The following is a 19,040-nucleotide window of genomic DNA, read 5'->3' on the forward strand; positions in this document are numbered from 1 at the left end:
CGCCCCCACCCTCACCCGCCCCCGCTGGGGGCGGGAACTATCGGTACAGAATGGCACCCGCTTTCTCAAACCTGCCACAGCACCGTATGCACCGCACCGGATTGGCAACTATCGCGACAGCACCTGCATATCCGGTGCCACTTGTACGCAAGCCAACCTACGCAATGCCGGGATAGAGGCGCATGGGAAAGACACGGAGATTGATCACCCCGCCTGCCTGTTCATTTCGGTATTGTTTGTGGCAGGCCGTTCATTATACTATATACCATTGGGAAAAGTGTTCTCCTGCTGCACTGTGGATACAAATCACCACAACCGGCCGGATGGATTGCTGCGTGTGTCACACCCGCTGCCACAGCGACTATGATCGTGCCCACACCGTTCGACATGATTTGCGCACGATGCCGGTCGGAGCACACGATACGAACAATGGGTATGGAAGCACGTCTCAAAGGGAGGTGATGACGAACCAATTCTTCGCCAAACCCGCTCGTCAGTACCAGAACGTTCGCATTGTCGTCGGCACGAAGAAAGCTGGCAGGAGATGGGGCAACTGTTATCAGGGTATTCGGTTGCTGTTCCTGTACGCAATCTTCCTTACACAACAGCACAGAAAGAGAGACGTATGAACAACCATCGTGGACATTTCCTCGCAGGACGGCAACCGACTCGTCGTAGGCTCATCAGTATCGCAGGTGTGCTTCTCTGGAGCGTTATCCTGATGATCGGCTCTGTTCAGGCTGCTCCCCTCGGCACGGCTTTCACCTACCAGGGCCAGCTTCAGAAGAATGATAGTCCCTTCACCGGTACCTGTAATTTCCAGTTTAGTCTGTGGGATGCGGTCAGTGGCGGCTCGCAGATCGAGAGCACCCTTACCCAGACCGGCGTAACCGTCAGTAACGGCCTGTTTACAGTCACACTGGATTTTGGCACCGGCGTGTTTACCGGCGATGCGCGCTGGCTGCAGATCGCCGTGCAGTGCAGTGGCGATAGCGGCTATACTACCCTTTCCCCACGGCAAGCCCTGATAGCAGCGCCGTATGCATTGGGGCTATGGCCAGGGGCGCAGGTCATTGGGTCGGTTATAGATGCCAGCTTGTTGGTACAAAATACAGCCGCAGGTGGGTTCGGTTACGGTGTCTTCGTTAGGACCGACAGCACCAGTTCTGGCGCTGCAGGTGTCATGGGCTACGCTGCTGCCAACAGCGGCACCACCTACGGTATCTATGGTAAGAGCAACAGTCCGAACGGTACAGGTGTCTACGGCATTCACCAGGCATCATCAGGTTCGACACCCGGTATTCACGGCGTCACGAACTCTACCAGTAATGATGCGGTGGCCATTCTGGGAGAGGTACCATTTTCCTCCCTTCCTGGGGCCATCTCCATCGCGGTGCGTGGATTGAATGAAGGTACTGGAGGAACCGGGATCGGGGTGTGGGGATCACATGACGGTGGTGGATGGGGTGTCTATGGAACGAGTGTATCCGGCGTTGGTGTGTATGGTCATACCACTGCCACGAGCGGCACCACCTACGGCGTAGTTGGTGAGAGCACCAGCACCTCCGGCAGCGGCGTGCGTGGTGTAGCTACTGCCACGAGCGGCACCACCTACGGCGTAGTTGGCAAGAGTATCAGCAGCGACGGCTACGGTGGGTATTTTGAAAACACAAGCGATGGAATCGCCCTCTACGCTGAGGGGAATGGCAATGGCCGCAATAAGGCTGCGTTGCGGGTGAATAATACCAACACCAGTCAGGGAATGGCAGCCTACTTCACCAACAATAGCGGGTTCCACACCGCCCATTTCTACAATGCACAAAGTGGGAATGTCCTGTACTTGCAGGGGAGTAATACGGGGACCGGCGACTTTATCACTGCCGTGAACAATGCAGAAACCAATAAATTGTTCCGGGTGACATCGACCGGTCAGGCGCAATCCGATGTAGGCTTTAGCACGCCTGCCGCCGATTTTGCCGAGATGCTGCCCGCTGTTTCTGGTCTGGAACCAGGGGATGTGCTTGTCATCGGTGCAGATGGCAAGCTGGCCAGCAGCACGCAACCCTATCAGGCTACTGTTGTTGGGGTCTACTCAACCCGACCGGGTTTTATCGGTGGTCAGCCGGTAGATGGCAACCTGGAAGGCCATATCCCGCTGGCAGTAGTGGGGATCGTACCGGTTAAGGTGAGCACGGAGAACGGCCCTATCCAACCTGGCGATCTGCTGGTTGCCTCGGCGACACCTGGTCACGCGATGCGCGCCGGCACCAACCCACCGCAAGGAACGGTCATCGGTAAGGCGCTGGAAGGGCTGGATGATGGCACAGGTGTTATTCGGATGCTGGTCGTGCTTCAGTAGGAGGTAGACAATGCGACGTATCCGTAGACTTCTCGTTCCTGGCCTGATTCCGCTTCTTCTGCTGCTATCTGCGCTTGCCCTGGCCTCTTCCGGCGGCCCTTACAACCTGAACTGGTGGACGGTAGATGGTGGCGGGTATACGGTCAGCACCGGCGGGAGTTACTCGCTAGGCGGTACGGTCGGGCAGACCGATGCCGGTGTACTGAGTGGCGGCAGCTATACATTGAGTGGTGGATTCTGGGGTGGTGCGGCGGTGACGTATCAGGTCTGGACGCCGTTGATAATGCGTGATAGTCCGTAAGCGCGAACGTGGCGTGCGCTGTGCTGTACCATGCCGCAGTACGATGCGCAGCACACGCTGCCGCTGGTGTCTCCCGATACGCCTGATGATCGCATCAGATATGCGTTTATCGGGAGGCACCGGCGTGACCGGTAGCAACCATCTCCCATGTGGCGACCACCGGCCACAAGCCACTACGCATCCTATACCGCCGGTATATCGGACGTGTCCGGAATCGTTATCCCAACACCGTATACACCGCGCCACGTGGGGTCAACTGGCTGCGGAAGAGGCGCGGCGGATCGCTCTGCCAGGTCAGCATTTGCGGAGCAACGGTGTCCAATGCGGTGCGCAGGGCACGCAGATCGGCGGGTGTAGCGTTGGGTCGCGCACGAGCCAGAGTGATGTGGGGTGCAAAAGGCCGCGTGTCGGTCGGTAGGCCGAGCGAGCGGATGACTGTAGCGAGTGACCGGTGCAGGGTGGCAAGCGCTGCCAGATCGCCACGCAGGCCAATCCAGACTACGCGCAAGGTGCCGTTGGCCGGAAAACAGCCCAGGCGGTCGAGGGTGAGCGAAAGGGCAGGCGCCGATACCGACCGCAAACCGGTTAGCAATGGTTCAACCAGGCGCTCCGGCGTTTCGCCGAGAAAGTGTAGGGTCAGGTGCATCCCGGCCGGGTCTGCCCAGCGTGCGGCCCGGCTGTGACCTTGTAAACGCAGTTGAATGCGCTTCAGCTCATCGCGTACTGTCTGTGGCAGTTCGAGCGCGATGAAGAGGCGGAGGGTTGGTTCAGCAGGTGGGTTTTGCGACATACGGAACACGCTTTACGTTCAGATCATCTTTGCCTGTTTGCATGACAAGTGTAACTGAGAAGATAGAAAATAGGAAATAGAAAATAGGAGATTAGAATTAGGCATTAGGGGATAGGAAACAGGCATTAGGGTGAGGAGCGAGTGTCAGGTAGATATGTTGAGGGAGATGCCTCCCTCCTGCCTCCTATCTTCTTATTTCCTATTTCCTACCTTCCCCTTCCCTCCCCCAACACATCACGCCAGCGTGCAATCGGTTGGGCACCAGCAAAAAGCTGATTGTTAATGAAAAAGGTCGGCGTACCGAATACACGTAAGGCATGCGCTTCGCTCACGTGGCGGGCCAGCGTCGCCTGGGTCGCCGGGTGTTCCATACAGCTTTGCAAGGCGGCACTATCCAGACCGAGATCGGTCGCTATCGCGATGATCCGCTTGCGGGCAGTGGTAGTATCGCTGTACCAGGCATCGCCGGCGGCGAAGAGCTGGTCGTGCATCTCCCAGTATTTGCCCTGTTCGCCGGCACATAGCGCAGCCAACGCCGCCTGATCACCCTGCGGGCTGGTGACCGGGAGCTGTCTGACCACGTAGAAGACCTGGCCGCTGGAAATGAATTCTTCCCGCAAGGCAGGGAAGGTGAGCAAGTGGTGGCGACGGCAGAAGGTACAGCCAAAATCGGTAAATTCGATGATGGTCACCGGTGCGTTGGGATCGCCCAGGATTGCATACGGTTCGGCACTGATGCCAAGCTGCGCCATATTGGCGGTGGTGATGCCGGCCGCAGAGATAACCGGCGTTGGGATTGGTGTCGGGGTGAATACGGGTAAAGGGGATTCGCTCAGGCGAATGATGCGTGGGGTCGGTGTGCTTTGCGACAATTGTTCGGGTGTGACTGTAGGTAGGCGAAGAATGGCTGTAGGCGACGGCACCGGTGTCGCTGCGGTACAGGCTGTCAGCGAGAGCAACAGTATTAGCACCAGGAGACGAACATGCATGCGCAGAACCTATCTTTCAACTCAAGTTGCTACCTTTGTCACCACAGAGACACGGAGGACACAGAGAATGGGCATAACCTGGGTTGCTACCGTGAGGCGTGACGTAGCACGTCCATAGGAACTGGCTGCTCCCCCTATCGTGTATCGGGTAAGCCACATCTTAAGCAATTATCGTGACTGCATCTGACCCGACAGATTGCTCATACAGGGGATACAGCCCTTTGCCGGATGGTATGACGTGGCCGGTAATACAGAGTCGTTCCCCGGTAACACGGGCTTCAGGCTGGACATCATATCAAATTCGATGACAGGTATAGGGGCGACACATGCGTCGCCCCTACGCCGACGCCAATCCACCAGCGTGTCGCTCGATTACTCACTCACCGGTTGCGGGGCAATTTCCAGACCCAGTTCGTGCAGTACCTCGTCCATGTGCTTGACCAGCACAATCTCCAACTGCTCCTTCGTTTCGGCAGGCACATCGCGAAGGTCGATCTCGTTTTCGGTGGGGAGCAGCACTTTGCGCACACCGGCCCGCTGTGCGGCAAGTAGCTTTTCTTTGACGCCGCCGATAGGCAATATCTTACCGCGGAGGGTCACTTCACCGGTCATCGCGATCCGTTTGTCAACTTCGCGTTTGGTCAACGCCGAGATGAGCGCACTGGCGATGGTGATGCCTGCCGATGGGCCATCTTTCGGGACGGCACCAGCCGGCACGTGAATGTGAATGTCACTCTTCTGGAAGACCTCTGGATCGACACCCAGAGCGGATGTACGCGAACGGGCGTAGGTCAGGGCGGCTCGCGCCGATTCTTTCATCACATCACCCAACTGACCGGTCAGGATGAGCTGACCATTACCCGGAATGACACTCACCTCAACGAAGAGCACGTCACCGCCGGTCGGTGTCCAGGCCAGCCCGGTAACCACCCCCACTTCATTGTCGCCGAGGATGGTCTCGCTGCGGAAGCGCGGCGGCCCCAGCAGGTCGTCGAGATCAGCCGCATCAACCTGATCGGGTAACGTCTGCTCCGAGGCCAGACGGGTCGTCATCTTGCGATAGATAGCCCCAATCCGCCGTTCCAGATCACGAACACCGGCTTCATGGGTATACTCGCGAATGAGACGCTGCAAAGCGGCTGTGGTCAACGCTGGCCCGCGATTTGTCATGCCCTGTTCACGGCGTTGGCGCGGGATGAGATAGCGACGGGCAATTTCCAGTTTTTCTTGTTCGGTGTAACCGGCAAGTTCCAGCAGTTCCATCCGGTCGAGCAACGCCGGCGGAATGGTATCAGCCCGGTTGGCCGTACAAACAAAGAGTACTTTACTCAGATCAAACGGTACATCCAGATAACGATCAACGAACGCGACATTCTGTTCAGGATCGAGCACTTCGAGCAATGCCGCCGCCGGATCGCCCTGAAAACCGATGCTGAGCTTATCCACTTCATCGAGCAGCAGCACCGGATTGTTGCTCTTGGCCCGACTCAATCCCTGAATAATCCGACCGGGTAGGGCACCGATGTAGGTGCGACGGTGACCACGAATTTCGGCTTCGTCACGCACACCACCGAGGGCAACCCGGACAAACTTACGCCCTAACGCCCTGGCAATTGACGCACCCAGACTCGTCTTGCCCACGCCGGGCGGGCCGATAAAGCAGAGGATCGGACCGTGCGCTTCGCTGTCGGCACCTTCTTCGCGGCGTAATTTGCGCACCGCCAGATACTCGACAATCCGCTCCTTGATGCGTTCGAGATCGTAGTGATCTTCATCAAGCACCTGCCGGGCCTGGCTAATATCGAGATTGTCCTCGGTACTGGTGTGCCACGGCAGATCGAGCAGCCAGTCGAGGTAGGTGCGGGCAACGGTGTATTCGGCTGCGCCAGGGGGCATCCGTTCAAGGCGCGACAGCTCGCGCTCTGCTTCCTGACGGGCTTCAGCCGGTAGGTTTGCCTCTTCGATGCGCCGTCGCAACTCGGCAATTTCAGCGGCGTGATCGTCGGTTTCGCCTAGCTCGCGCTTGATGGCTTCGAGCTGTTGCCGCAACACGTATTCGCGCTGGTTCTTCGAGACCTCTTCCTGGGCTTTGCGGCCAATTAACAGAATTTCGCGCTCACGCTCAAGCAGGCGCAACACCAGTTGCAGCCGCTCATGCACATCAAACGTGTCAAGAACCTTCTGCTGATCATCGAGATTCAGATTCAGGTTGGCCGCGATCAGATCGGCCAGCATGCCCGGATGGGGAGCATTCGCGGCAGCAATCGCCAGTTCATCGGGCAGATTCGGGCTTTGCTCAACGATCTGCTGGAAACCAGCCAGTACCGCTCGCGCCAGGCCGGTGGTCTCCATCGAAACATCAACCGGATCGAGAGCGACCGTGACATGCGCCTGGGGGTATGGTTTGACGGTCACCCACCGCTGCACCTTAATCCGGGCCTGCCCTTGCAACAACAGTTGCACACCACCCTGGGGCAGGCGCATCATCCGTACAATTAAGGCTGCCGTGCCGGTCTGGGCCAGCATCTCCGGCTCAAACTCGGTGCCGGACTGAATGCGGCGGAAGACGCCGATGATCTTGGTTGAGAGTGCTGCCTCGTCAACCAGCCGTACCCAGGCTTCACCACTCACCACCAGCGGCAAAAACATGCCGGGGAACAGGATCGCGTTGTTAATCGGCAATACCGGCAAGACGTCCGGTATCTCTGGCATGGGCGGACGTTGCATTGGGGTTGGATCATTCACGATTGTTCTCCCTCCAGCACTGGAATAACGACCTGGCGTAGTGCGCGTCCGGCAAAGGGCAGGCGAATCTCAAGCAACCCGTGCACCGAGCGAGCACTGGTCTGTTCGGGATCGATCAATCGTTCAAATGGCACCTCAAGTTGAAACACACCGGCCGCAATCTCCATCCGGTGCAGACGGCGCAGGCCGGTCGGCAGCGTGAGCTGCCGGACACCAGCGATCCTGACCAGTTCGGGATAGGCTTCGATCTGCAAGGTCGCCGGATCAACCCCGGCCAGCTCAATAACCAGAATCATCTCCCGGTCGGTCTCGAACACGTTGAGCGGTGGCGTCCAGGGTCGCGTATCAAACTGGACGTAAGGCAGTCGGGTACGCAGAATACGAATGTACGAAGAATCACTCATTGCTCACGTCCTTTTCTACTACGCCTCGATGATAAACGAGCGCTTGAACAGTTCATAACGACGTTTGACCTGTCGTACCCGCCAACCCAACACCAGCAAGACCATCCCAATCGCGATGAAAAAGGTAGCGGCGAGGAAGGCCAGCAGCTCCGGCCAGATAATCACCGCCACACCCAGCGCGATCAGGGCAAATCCCTGCGACAGGTAAAACCACCAGAGCGCCGATAGTTCGGCGGTCAGGTAATCGAAAGGACGAAAATCTATCGAATAGATGGGCATAACGCACCTCCTATTTGTGATCTAAATTATGCTATATGGCCAGACTCACCTCCACACCGCAACACACCCTCACGAGCCGGCACTTCGCACCACCAGACGCCATGGTGTTCGCTTGATGACGCTACTCGTACCACTCAGCATCGATCCAGTTGCGACTATGTTCAAACGCACGCCGATACGCCAGTTCTGCCCGTAACCGGGCAATTTCACGCTGCATCTCCAGCATTCGTCGGCGCATGTGCAAAATGATGTCAACCGCCTCTGATGGCACCTCCAGATCATTGATCAGGCGGCGGATCAGGCGTAACTCAGCAAACTCGGCTGCCGGTAATTCGGGCACGGGATGAATGTACCCCATGTCGGTCAGGTATTGCAAGACCGGCACCGGCAGACCAACTGCTACAGCTAGCTCCTCTAAACTCATCCGTCGCACAAGCATAGGCGGTGTCTCCTTAGCTTAGAATTGCAATTCAGCCAGCGCTACCGGCACCACCTGCTCACGACCATCACGAATGACCTTGACCTGCACCGTTTCGCCTACCTGTGTCTCGGTCTCAAGATAGACGAGCAGGTCTTGACTGGTCGTGATGGGCCGATCATTGACGGCAACGATGACATCGCCGCCGACCGGCAGGTTTAAATTACCTACCCGCACAAGACGATCAGGGCCGCGTAATCCAGCCTGGGCCGCCGGCCCGTTTGTGATCAGCTCTGTGATCAGCAGCCCCTGCGCTACCGGCAACTGCATACCGGCTCGCTCGAACAGACTAGCCCGTTGTGGGGTTAACTCGATCACACGCACACCCAGTGACGGATGCGGATAGCGTCCCTCACGGATCAGGACGGGAACAACCCGCTGGACAGTCCGGGCCGAGATGGCAAAACCGATCCCGGCATTTGCCCCGCTCGGACTGAGAATCGCCGAGTTAACACCGATCACCCGACCGGAGAGATCGAGGAGCGGGCCACCGGAGTTACCGGGGTTGATCGCAACATCAGATTGAATCACTTCGCCGATAAAGCGCTGGTTGGGACTCTCAATCACTCGGCCCAGCGCACTGACGATACCAAAGGTTAGAGTACGCTCCAACCCGAACGGATTACCGATAGCCAGCACAAATTGACCCACATAGATCTGAGTTGAGTCGCCAATTGGCAGCGGACGAATTGTTGCTGTCGGCAAATCAACCTTGATCACGGCCAGATCGTTCGACGGATCGCTGCCAACAATTCGGGCCGGCACCGTCTGACCATCGGCCAGCATCACCTGTAGTTCGTCAGCATCGGCGATCACGTGATAGTTGGTAACGATATGTCCATGGTCATCGTAGAAAAAGCCCGAACCACTACCCTGCCGTGGTACCGGGTTGAAGAAGAAATCGTAACTGATCGAGCGACTGGTAATATTCACCACACTGGCACCAGCTTCGCGATAGACGGCAGCGATCTGAGCCTCCAGGTCGGTGGCGGTGAATGGTACGACCGTCGGCGCCGGCAATACAACCGGTGTAGGAGACGGGGCAACGACGGCGGTCGCCCGACGATTGCCGGTAAATGCTGTCCAGACAAAAGCGCCGGCAATTACGACAAGCAGGGCCAGCTCGATAAAAAGAACGATCCAGCGACTGCGTCCAGATTGACGCTCCATAATCACCTCGCAATGAGTAGCTTTAATGTGGTGCATTTCTCACCACCGAGACACAGAGGACACAGAGGATATGTTACCCACATTGCTACCTGATGTATCGCTGGCAATCTCTGTGCTCTCGGTGCCTCTGTGGTGTATCTCTCACCAGCGCTGGCGTTTCCGCACCAATTCACGCAACGTAGCCAGCTCCGCGTCACTCAACGGCTCCGGCAACACCAGCTTCACGCGGGCAAAGAGATCACCGCGCTCGGCGGGATTCTCCAGGCGCGGCATTCCTTTGCCACGTAGACGGAACACACGATCTGCCTGCGTGCGGGGCGGAATCTTCAGCGTCACCGCACCGTCAATCGTCGACACCCGCACTTCACCACCTACTGCCGCAGTGAAGGCATCGACCGCAATGGTTGTTGTCAGATCATCACCGTCACGCTCGAATTGCGGATGCGGTGCCACCTCAACGACCAGATAGAGATCGCCGTCCGGGCCGCCGCCAATACCGGGTGCCCCCTGACCACTCAACCGCACACGGGTACCCGTGCGCACACCGCGTGGGATACGGGCTTCAATCCGGCGGTCACCGACCTGCAGCGAGCGGGTTGTGCCTGAGAAGGCCTCTTCGAGTGAAACGGTTACCGACGCCTCAAGATCGCGTCCGCGAGCCGCCCGACTCGCACGCCGGAACTGGGGCTGACCGAAAATTGAACTGAAGAAATCAGAGAATGGGCTATCGGCGCCAAACAGGTCCTCAAGGTCTTCCGGCGAGACATTGTAGGTATAGACCTGCTGGCCGGGTGCAGCCTGCCACTGACTCCAGTTGAAATCGCCGCGGCCACCGCTGCGTTGCCAGCGCTGATAATACGAACGCAATTCATCATACTTGCGCCGCCGTTCGGGATCGCTCAGCGCCTGATACGCCTCATTTATCTCTTTGAACCGCTCTTCGGCCTTCTTATCGCCCGGATTGACGTCAGGATGATATTGACGGGCCAGCTTGCGATAGGCTTGCTTGATGGCCTGTTCGTCGGCATCCGGGCTAAGTCCTAAGATGGCATAGTAATCTTTGAATTCCATAGTCTTCTCATCACCGTACGATGATGTTGTGATCGTAGGATAACACCGGTAATCAGGTGTAGCGCGCAATAATAATGACCGCTACACCATGCCGGGATAGTGAGCCGGCAACTTACCAGCGCAACAATCCTGCCAGACCGCCGAAATCGCGAGACAGGTGCTCCTGGGCAGGGCCAGACACAAATTCCAGCCGCGTCGCAAATGCGGCACAGGCATCAACCAGAACATCACGCAATGCAACCGGCTGTGCTTCGCCATCGGGAACCAGGGTCGCAATTTGCTCACGACTCCCGGCCAGCAACCCATCAGGCGCCATCCAGACCTGAGCATCGAGCTGCCAGGGAGCAATCAGCACGCTCAACCTGCCCTCTTGCAATGCATTGAGCGTTGGATCAATCCCCCATACACCGGGTTGGCGCGTCACCTGTTCCAGCAATGCCTGTTCATGGCTCTGCTCGACCTGCTCCAACACCGGCAGCACCTTTGCCAGTACGTGGGCTGGTGACGCATCGGGATGCGGCAAATCGGCTACATGTGCAACAACCATCTGCCGAACAGAACGCGGTAACAGATCGGCAAACTGTTTGGTTGCCTCTTCGCGACCGAGCAAAACCAGCCGGCGAATCCGGAGATGATCAAGGGCGCGTTCGGTTAGTTCGGCCAGCCGTCGCAGATAACGTGCCGCAATATTCTCCATGCGCCGGGCAAACCGATCACGATTACCCATCGCCTGTGCCCGCAGCTCATCCCGCAGTCGGCGGGGGTCAAACTGAGTAACCTGCTGCCAGAGATCGGCTTCAACGCTTCGGAACACGTCAGTATGCTCAACGATCTCACCCAGGAATACCTCAAAGAAACGCCAGCCTTCACCGCGTAACCAGACAACTGCGGTGCGCTCGTATTGATCAAGAGCGTAAATCAAAGGCGCAATGTACGGTTCACCCCAACGTGCCTCTACCCTCCCGTTCGTTATGTCGATTAAAGGTAGCGTGATATGGAGTGGCACCTTCGTCATCGCTACGGTTGCACTCTTGCGCTCGGTTGCAGGTGCGGCAGCGAACAGAGCCAGCGTGCGTGCTTCCGGAGCGATTTCCGCCTCAAGGGCTGCAAGCACCACTTGCTCAACCTCAGCCGGCACTGCCAGAGCTTTCACGGCATTACGTGTGCGCAACACCCAGGCGCGCCGCTCATTTTCGGGCTGGATTGGATCAACCTCAACGTACAACGACAGGACTGGCGGCTGTAATGCTCCCAGCTCAGCCCGTATCTGCTGTACTGCTTCCCGATCAATCATAAGCGCTTCCTTTCCGACCATCATCGCCACCAGCGGGCAATCAGATTGGCGATGACAGTCAATATCAGACTCACCACCAGCATCGTGCCAAGCGGGATGAAAATCGTCAGATTATCACGCTCGATCAGGATATCACCGGGAAGGCGGCCCAACCAGGGCAAACGGCCGGCAGCCAGCACGACCAGCCCGATCACAACCAACATGACACCAGCACCAATCAACCAGCGTCCAAGCTCGGTCATAGCCTCACCTCAAGGTGGACGTAGCGACGTCCCTATGATTTCTGCTTCAGTATTATGATGGATCGATATTAGTCACCGGTCAACGAGGTGCTAATAATGTATTAGAGAGCTGATTGACAGGGCAAAGATGTGGAATTAATCCCCACTCACGTACCATCCAGATCAGGTATACTGCCATTATAGAGATATGTAGCCTGTCAATCAACGGTCTGACAATCGATGATTGGATGATATATAGAAGGAGCAAAACGATGAATCAGAATCGTCAACCATTTCCTGCCCCAAATATGCGCGGATGGTCAATGTCAGCAGCGGTCGGGATTGTGATCCTGGCCATGATTGCCATCTTTGTGGTTAGCAACTCAGTGACCACCATTGAAGCCGGTACCCGCGGCGTGCTAAAGACGTTCGGCGAGATCACCGGCATACTTGACGAAGGACTGCATTTCCGCACTCCTTTCATCACCTCAGTCACAGTGGTTGAAGTCCGTACTCAGCGCTACGAGTCGAACTCAAGTGCTGCCTCGCGCGATCTTCAGACCGTGACCACCCAGGTTGTCATCAACTATCGTCCCGACGCTTCGCAGGTTGATCGACTGGTGCGCGAGATCGGTGTAGATTACGAGCGCCGGGTTGTCGATCCGGCCATTCAGGAAGCGCTCAAGGCGGCAACTGCTCGTTTCACTGCTGAAGAGCTGATCACTCGCCGCCCGGAAGTATCGGACTTGATCCTGAACATCTTGAGTGAACGGCTGACCCCACGCGGTGTGATTGTCGAGAGTGTTTCAATCACCGACTTCAATTTCAGCCCTGAATTTGCCCGTGCCATCGAAGCCAAGCAGGTCGCCGAACAAGATGCCCTACGCGCCGCACGCGAACTTGAGCGGGCACGGATTGAGGCGCAGCAACAGGTTGCCCGTGCCGAAGCTGAAGCCAAGGCACGCCTGGAAATCGCCCGCGCCGAAGCTGAGTCGCTGCGGTTGCTGGGGGAAGTCGTTAGCCCACAACTGCTCCAATTGCGCTTCATCGAACGCTGGGACGGCATCCTCCCCCGTCTGGTGAGTGGTGACAACGGCTTGCTGACCATGTTGAGCATTCCCACCGACGGTATGCTCGGTGAAACACCAACCGCTCAACCAACACCCCCGAACAGCGAACAACCGGCGGGAACGGCGGGTGGTGAGTAGGAGCGTGCGTAGCCGTTCGTTTGGACCAGGATATAATCTTGCTCCTCCAGCCGCTTATTGCGAAAAGCGGCTGGAGGTAAAAGCAGCAATGTGTCACATCGAGCATATTATCTCCTTAAGAAGCACCTCTCACTGGAACTTAACCTATTAAGCCATACATCCTGCTAGCACCGACCAATGAACATTTACAGTCCATTTTGAATAGCAACCCCTGCGTCCTCACAACCGAGACGATAGCGGAAGGGTACCGTATATTCCCGGCACACCTGATAAAAGCCAGTGCAGACACCCATACTGCCTGGCCGATGATCAATTTGCTCTATAATATGAATGCTGACCTCACAGATACACCGTAAGGGCACAGGTATATGGAAAGTGTTACAGACAAAATTCGTTCATTAGTATCAAAGTATGCTCAAGAGCTACAACACAAGATCGAAATTCGCATCAAAGAATTAGAAAGCGACGATCAATCACACCATTTGATATACAAAGTTCTAGGAATACAAGATAACGAAGGAAGATTAATCGATCTGTATCAAAATAAAGGACGATTTCTTTAAAAATATGCTGGTGCATTTCTGGAAGAAGCTACCTTTCTCTGCTTCAAAGAACGCTTCCCTCATGCGAGACGTGCGCAAGTAGAGAATAGGTCTGGGCAGCGTCCACGACAGTTTCATATAGATTGCCTGATAGATAGGGAGACTATAGAGATCAAATGGCGTGATGCTACCACCGATGGTGATCATATTATCAAAGAACATGCACGGATAAGGGTTATCAAAGATCATGGTCTTTATCCAGTTAGAGTTATGTTCTTCTACCCTAATCGAGATCAGGCCAAAAGAATACAAGAGACAATAAAAACTGTGTATCAGGGTATTGGAGGAGCATGTTATACCGGAGACGACGCCTGGGAATATGTAAAAACCAGAACAGGTATTGATTTAAAAGCGATTCTGGTCAACATTGCAAACGATATGCAATGAAAGGAGTGAATATGACAGTACTTTGTGGGGACTGTAGAATTGTTTTACAAAGTATAAGTGATGACAGCATTGATCTTGTGTATATGGATCCGCCATTTTTTTCACAAAAAAATCATGCCCTTGTCAAACGCGATGGTACTGCATCGTATTCATTTGAAGACACCTGGGACTCTATCGAAACATATCTTTCCTTTATGAGAGAGGTTTTGTTACAGTGCAAACGTGTGCTTAAGGATACTGGTAGCATCTTTGTTCACTGTGATCGGTCAGCATCTCATCATCTTCGCGTACTTCTTGATCAGATATTTGGACCAGAACACTTTCAAAGCGAGATTATCTGGACATATCGGCGATGGTCAAACTCAAAAAAAGGTCTTCTCCCTGCTCATCAGACAATATATTTCTACAGTAAGACAGAGAACTTTAAGTTTAATGTTCTTTTTACTGACTATTCACCAACCACAAACATTGATCAGATTTTACAGGCAAGAGCGCGGAATGAGCAAGGGAAGTCGGTATACCGTCGTGATCAACACGGTAACATTGTTACAGGTAAGGAGAAAAAAGGAGTTCCGCTTTCTGATGTCTGGTATATCCCGTTCCTAAACCCAAAAGCAAAGGAACGAGTTGGCTATCCTACGCAGAAGCCTGTTTTGTTGTTGGAGCGAATCATCAAAATCGCAACCGACAGTGGGGACAGCGTCCTAGACCCTTTCTGCGGTAGTGGTACAACACTCGTTGCGGCAAAGTTACTCGGACGAACATATATTGGCATTGATATATCGCGAGATGCGGTTTCCCTGTCGGAAGAACGATTACGCCAGCCTATCAAAAGCGAGTCACAGTTGCTCGTTGTTGGCGAGGAAGGGTTTCGGATGAAGTCTGACTACGAACGAAACCTGTTGAAGGCACTTGATGCCGTTCCCGTCGAAAGGAACAGCGGTATAGATGGATTTTTGTTTATAGATGATCAGCCCATACCTGTACGAATTCAAAAAGATGATGAGGATATTGCAACTGCCAGGCAAAAGTTGAAAGCTGCGAGTAGAGCAAGACAATGCTCATCGATGATTTTAATTAGAACAAGGGCTGAGAACAATCTATGTCTTTTTGAAACAGAAGATGATGATGTCTTGATTATAGATGCTTACGATCTTCCTATCCGTTCCTGGCTTCATAAACGGAAGTATCGTAAGAAAACCGTAGTTCCATAGCGTACATTCCTATCGAAACTACGTTTCTATCGAAAGCATTGGCCGCTAATAAATTGTCGATCACGGTTTGTGGAAGACTGCTGCAACACAACGCGGCAGGGATGGAAATCATGCTTCTGCACTCCAAACCACCCAAAACGGGAACCCTGAGCGTGAACGGTAGCCAATCCAACGCGTGAGAGCTCGGTGTACTACGCGGAAACGCTGATTCTGCGCTCAGGTACTGCCCCATGGCGAAGTTGGACTGCGTACAGTGAATTCACTAAAACCAGATCTGATATTATCGATTTAGCACATAACACGTTCTGGCAATCGGTTCAGACAGCGAGGACATCCACAATGGCAGCGACAACGCTAACGAGAGCAGGCAATGTAATCAACGCACCAATAGGGTTGCAGACCGGTGCTCCAGACCATGGTATCGAACTATGGGTGATAGGTTGATGAGGAGAATGAGAAGCAGGCAAACTAGCCCCTGCACCACAGCACGACAACGTAACAGTGGTACGCATCGTCAATGACCGGTGCGCTGGCGCAACTCACAGGAAGAGATGGAATTAGAAGTCTGGCTTCTGCACGCCAAACGACAAACTCTTTCCTCGCGCCTCTTTCCTCTACCCTATTTCCTCGCGCTTATTGTCTATCTCCTATCTTCTCTCCACAATCTCCCCCCTGCCAACATCAGTAACCGCACGACCATTCTGGAAACACACCAGATCGTGACCAGGGTGCAACGCGACACGCACACGAGTGCCGGGTGCGTAGATACGGGTATGCGGCATCAGACTGTAAATGGTGCGGCCTGACGGCAACGCAATCTGATACATACAATGCATCCCTTGAAAACCGGTGCGCGCAATGTACGCCTGACCGGTCTCATCTGGATGTACAGTCAGATCGTCGGGACGAACCAGGATTTTCACTTCCGCCCCCGAAGCCAATGAGAGACGTTGTGGCAGAAAACCAAGCTCGGTTTCCAGACCCTCAGCAGTGGCCCGCCCTGAAATGAACGCTGTATAGCCGAAAAACTCAGCTACAAAGTGAGTTGTGGGTTGGTGGAACACCTGCTCAGGCGTTCCTACCTGTTCGATACGCCCCTGATTCACAACCGCCACCCGGTCACCAAGGAGTAATGCTTCTTCCTGATCATGCGTGACAAAGAAGGTCGTGATATTGATCTCTTTCAGAAGACTCTGAAGCTGCTCGCGCATTGCGGTTCGCAAACCGGCATCCAGACTGGAAAATGGCTCATCGAGCAACAAAATGTCAGGCTGTGGAGCCAGGGCACGCGCCAGGGCTACGCGCTGTCGCTCACCACCGGATAGCTCGTGCGGGTAGCGGTCTGCCATATGGGCCAGATGCACCATCTCGAGCATCTCGTGCACACGCCGTTGCACATCAGCTTTTGACCGGCCATGGAGGCCAAACGCCACATTTCTGGCTATCGTCATATGCGGAAAGAGGGCATAATCCTGAAACACCAGCCCTACACGTCGTTTCTCTGGTGGCACAAAGACACCCTTACCACTGACGACGCGGTTTTGGATCGTGATGCTACCCTCATCCTGTACATCAAGACCGGCGATCAAACGCAGCAGAGTCGTCTTGCCACAACCGCTAGGCCCAACGATCACCAGGCATTCACCCTGCACCGCCGCCAGGGATACGTTATTCACAGCGACAACCTTACCGTACCGTCGGGTAACATTTTGCAGTTGAAGTGCCGGTTCTGCGCTGAAATTCATCAGACGTCTCCTCTAACCAATGCTATGCTATCTCAACGGAATATCTGCCTCTCAGGGTTGCCGACCGAATAAGAATACCTACCACCAGCAAATCGGCGACCACGATGGTCAACGCCGGTAAAGCCGCTTCACTCCACAACGACTCAGCCACGTTCTGCCAGATCCAGAGCGCCAGTGTTTCGTAGCCAAAGGGTCGGAGCAACAAGGTGATGGGAAGTTCCTTCATCACATCGACAAAGACCAGGGCAGCGCCGGTCAGCATACCGGCGCGAATCAGTGGCAGATGCACGTGCCACAAGACACGAATTGGTCTGGCGCCCAGGGTACGGGCTGCGGCTTCAATGCCGGGCGAGATCTTCTCCAGACTGGCTTCAACGCTCGAGTGAGCTACCGCCATAAACCGCACGACATACGCATAGATCAGACCGGTGATGGAACCGGTGAAGATTAACCCCGGCAACACACCCCACCACTGGTAGGTCACATCGTTCAAGGTATGATCCAGCCAGGACAGCGGCAGAAGAACACCCAACCCGATCACGGCGCCCGGAATGGCGTAGCCGAGGGTTGCCCCCCGCGCAGCCAGACGGGTCAGCGGCGAACGGCTCAGGTGTGTGCCATAAGCCAGCAACACCGCCGCCAGGACGGAAATGACTGCACCAGCACCGGCCAGAATCAGGGTTGCCCGCACATGGCGCCAGTAGATAGCCAGCAAGCCATCAGGCATCCGTTGCCACAACTCATGCACACTCCACTGGATCAATTGCGACACCGGGAGCAGAAAGGCCGTGGCCAATACAAAGCTGCATACCAGAGTAGCGGCCAGACCACGCCAACCGGTTAAGGACACCTGGGCAAGACCGTGTCCACGTGAACCCTCTTGCACATAGCGGGCACGCCCTCGCGTATAGCGTTCGATCAGCAACGCGCCGAAAGCAAACAGCAGGAGCACTGCGGCTGATTGCAGCGCTGCATCGCGATCCATCATGCCATGCCAGATTCGAAAGATACCATCACTCAGAGTGGGAAAATTCAAAAAGCGTACCGTACCGACATCGGTCAAGACTTCCATCAACACCAGCGAAAGCCCGGCAACCAGTGAGGGGCGCGCCATCGGCAGCACAACCCGGAAGAATGCCTGGAGACGGGTTACGCCGAGTGTGCGGGCAACCTCGAACGTCCCCCGGCCATGTTCGTGGAATGCAGCACGCGCCAGCAGATAGACATATGGGTACAGGGTCAGCGTCATGACGAATATCGCTCCGCCTCCAGAGCGGATCGATGGAAACCAGGCGCTGCTCCCGAACCAGGCGCGCAATGCTTTTTGCACCGGGCCGGCATAATCGAACGTCGCCATGAAGACAAAAGCCAGCACATACGAAGGCACCGCCATGGGCAGCATCAATGCCCAATCGAACAGCCGCTGACCAGGAAAACGATACGCCGTCACCAGCCAGGCCAGTGCCGTACCCAGCAGCGTTGTACCGATACCGACCCCGATCAACAGCACAACCGTGTTGGAAAGGAACTCAGCCAGCCGGGTGGCCCAGAGATGCTGCCACACATCGGGGGCAGGCTGCACCAGCATGCGCAGAATGATCGCGATCGGCAACAATGCCAGCCCAGCGATCAGGAAGGCAATAATACTCCAGCGATCCGGGAGTGACCAGTTTCCGGCAAGTTGTTGGCGTTTAATCAGCATGACGTTCCAATACCGGCGAGTCAACGGGACGATCATACTGCGCATCGCCCGTTGACTCCTCATCTATATCATCGGGTACAA

The 19,040-nt window shown here is 55.4% G+C and carries 16 protein-coding genes and 1 pseudogene; 5 read left to right on the forward strand and 12 right to left on the reverse strand.

Going from position 1 to position 19,040, the window contains the following annotated elements; genetic code table 11:
- Positions 1-625 precede the first annotated feature (625 nt).
- Together VAE57_RS02105 and VAE57_RS02110 are read left to right on the forward strand one after the other, a co-directional pair.
- The gene (locus tag VAE57_RS02105; RefSeq protein WP_322820263.1) at positions 626-2,359 is read left to right on the forward strand and encodes a hypothetical protein; all 1,734 of its coding nucleotides are present in this window, start codon (positions 626-628) and stop codon (positions 2,357-2,359) included.
- A 10-nt stretch (positions 2,360-2,369) separates the two neighbouring features.
- Complete coding sequence (locus VAE57_RS02110) at positions 2,370-2,660, forward strand: hypothetical protein (protein ID WP_322820264.1); 291 nt, start codon at positions 2,370-2,372, stop codon at positions 2,658-2,660.
- A 217-nt stretch (positions 2,661-2,877) separates the two neighbouring features.
- Here the strand turns inward: VAE57_RS02110 and thpR are convergent, their stop codons facing one another.
- From thpR to VAE57_RS02160, 10 genes are all read right to left on the reverse strand, one after another.
- Positions 2,878-3,450 (reverse strand): RNA 2',3'-cyclic phosphodiesterase, encoded by a 573-nt coding sequence (gene thpR, locus VAE57_RS02115; RefSeq protein WP_322820265.1) that lies wholly within the window; start codon positions 3,448-3,450, stop codon positions 2,878-2,880.
- 206 nt (positions 3,451-3,656) lie between these two features.
- On the reverse strand, positions 3,657-4,439 hold the full coding sequence (locus VAE57_RS02120) for a DsbA family protein (protein ID WP_322820266.1): 783 nt from the start codon (positions 4,437-4,439) through the stop codon (positions 3,657-3,659).
- A gap of 372 nt (positions 4,440-4,811) precedes the next feature.
- Positions 4,812-7,184 (reverse strand): endopeptidase La, encoded by a 2,373-nt coding sequence (gene lon / locus VAE57_RS02125; protein WP_322820267.1) that lies wholly within the window; start codon positions 7,182-7,184, stop codon positions 4,812-4,814.
- Complete coding sequence (locus VAE57_RS02130; RefSeq protein WP_322820268.1) at positions 7,181-7,588, reverse strand: Hsp20/alpha crystallin family protein; 408 nt, start codon at positions 7,586-7,588, stop codon at positions 7,181-7,183. The genes lon and VAE57_RS02130 overlap by 4 nt, the downstream gene beginning before the upstream one ends.
- A gap of 18 nt (positions 7,589-7,606) precedes the next feature.
- Positions 7,607-7,867, reverse strand: a complete 261-nt coding sequence (locus VAE57_RS02135) for a hypothetical protein (RefSeq protein ID WP_322820269.1) — start codon at positions 7,865-7,867, stop codon at positions 7,607-7,609.
- 121 nt (positions 7,868-7,988) lie between these two features.
- Complete coding sequence (locus VAE57_RS02140) at positions 7,989-8,306, reverse strand: chaperone modulator CbpM (protein ID WP_012256213.1); 318 nt, start codon at positions 8,304-8,306, stop codon at positions 7,989-7,991.
- Positions 8,307-8,324: 18 nt separating this feature from the next.
- Complete coding sequence (locus VAE57_RS02145) at positions 8,325-9,515, reverse strand: S1C family serine protease (RefSeq protein WP_322820270.1); 1,191 nt, start codon at positions 9,513-9,515, stop codon at positions 8,325-8,327.
- 141 nt (positions 9,516-9,656) lie between these two features.
- Positions 9,657-10,586, reverse strand: a complete 930-nt coding sequence (locus tag VAE57_RS02150) for a DnaJ C-terminal domain-containing protein (protein ID WP_322820271.1) — start codon at positions 10,584-10,586, stop codon at positions 9,657-9,659.
- 112 nt (positions 10,587-10,698) lie between these two features.
- On the reverse strand, positions 10,699-11,880 hold the full coding sequence (locus tag VAE57_RS02155; protein WP_322820272.1) for a VLRF1 family aeRF1-type release factor: 1,182 nt from the start codon (positions 11,878-11,880) through the stop codon (positions 10,699-10,701).
- A 20-nt stretch (positions 11,881-11,900) separates the two neighbouring features.
- Complete coding sequence (locus tag VAE57_RS02160) at positions 11,901-12,122, reverse strand: DUF2905 domain-containing protein (RefSeq protein WP_322820273.1); 222 nt, start codon at positions 12,120-12,122, stop codon at positions 11,901-11,903.
- A gap of 251 nt (positions 12,123-12,373) precedes the next feature.
- Here VAE57_RS02160 and VAE57_RS02165 point away from each other — a divergent pair, with 251 nt between their 5' ends.
- The 3 genes and pseudogenes from VAE57_RS02165 (at position 12,374) to VAE57_RS02175 (ending at position 15,512) form a co-directional block, all read left to right on the forward strand.
- The gene (locus VAE57_RS02165; RefSeq protein WP_322820274.1) at positions 12,374-13,309 is read left to right on the forward strand and encodes a prohibitin family protein; all 936 of its coding nucleotides are present in this window, start codon (positions 12,374-12,376) and stop codon (positions 13,307-13,309) included.
- 368 nt (positions 13,310-13,677) lie between these two features.
- Positions 13,678-14,298 (forward strand): annotated as a pseudogene (locus tag VAE57_RS02170) (ApaLI family restriction endonuclease).
- Positions 14,299-14,309: 11 nt separating this feature from the next.
- On the forward strand, positions 14,310-15,512 hold the full coding sequence (locus VAE57_RS02175; RefSeq protein WP_322820275.1) for a site-specific DNA-methyltransferase: 1,203 nt from the start codon (positions 14,310-14,312) through the stop codon (positions 15,510-15,512).
- A gap of 647 nt (positions 15,513-16,159) precedes the next feature.
- On the opposite strand, the gene VAE57_RS02180 is transcribed toward VAE57_RS02175, so the two are convergent.
- Both VAE57_RS02180 and VAE57_RS02185 read right to left on the reverse strand, forming a co-directional pair.
- Positions 16,160-17,257, reverse strand: a complete 1,098-nt coding sequence (locus VAE57_RS02180; protein ID WP_322820276.1) for an ABC transporter ATP-binding protein — start codon at positions 17,255-17,257, stop codon at positions 16,160-16,162.
- 22 nt (positions 17,258-17,279) lie between these two features.
- Entirely contained in the window at positions 17,280-19,004 is a 1,725-nt protein-coding gene (locus VAE57_RS02185) for an iron ABC transporter permease (protein WP_322820277.1), read from the reverse strand.
- Positions 19,005-19,040: the final 36 nt, after the last annotated feature.

This window comes from Chloroflexus sp., from assembly GCF_034434295.1.
GTDB lineage: Bacteria > Chloroflexota > Chloroflexia > Chloroflexales > Chloroflexaceae > Chloroflexus.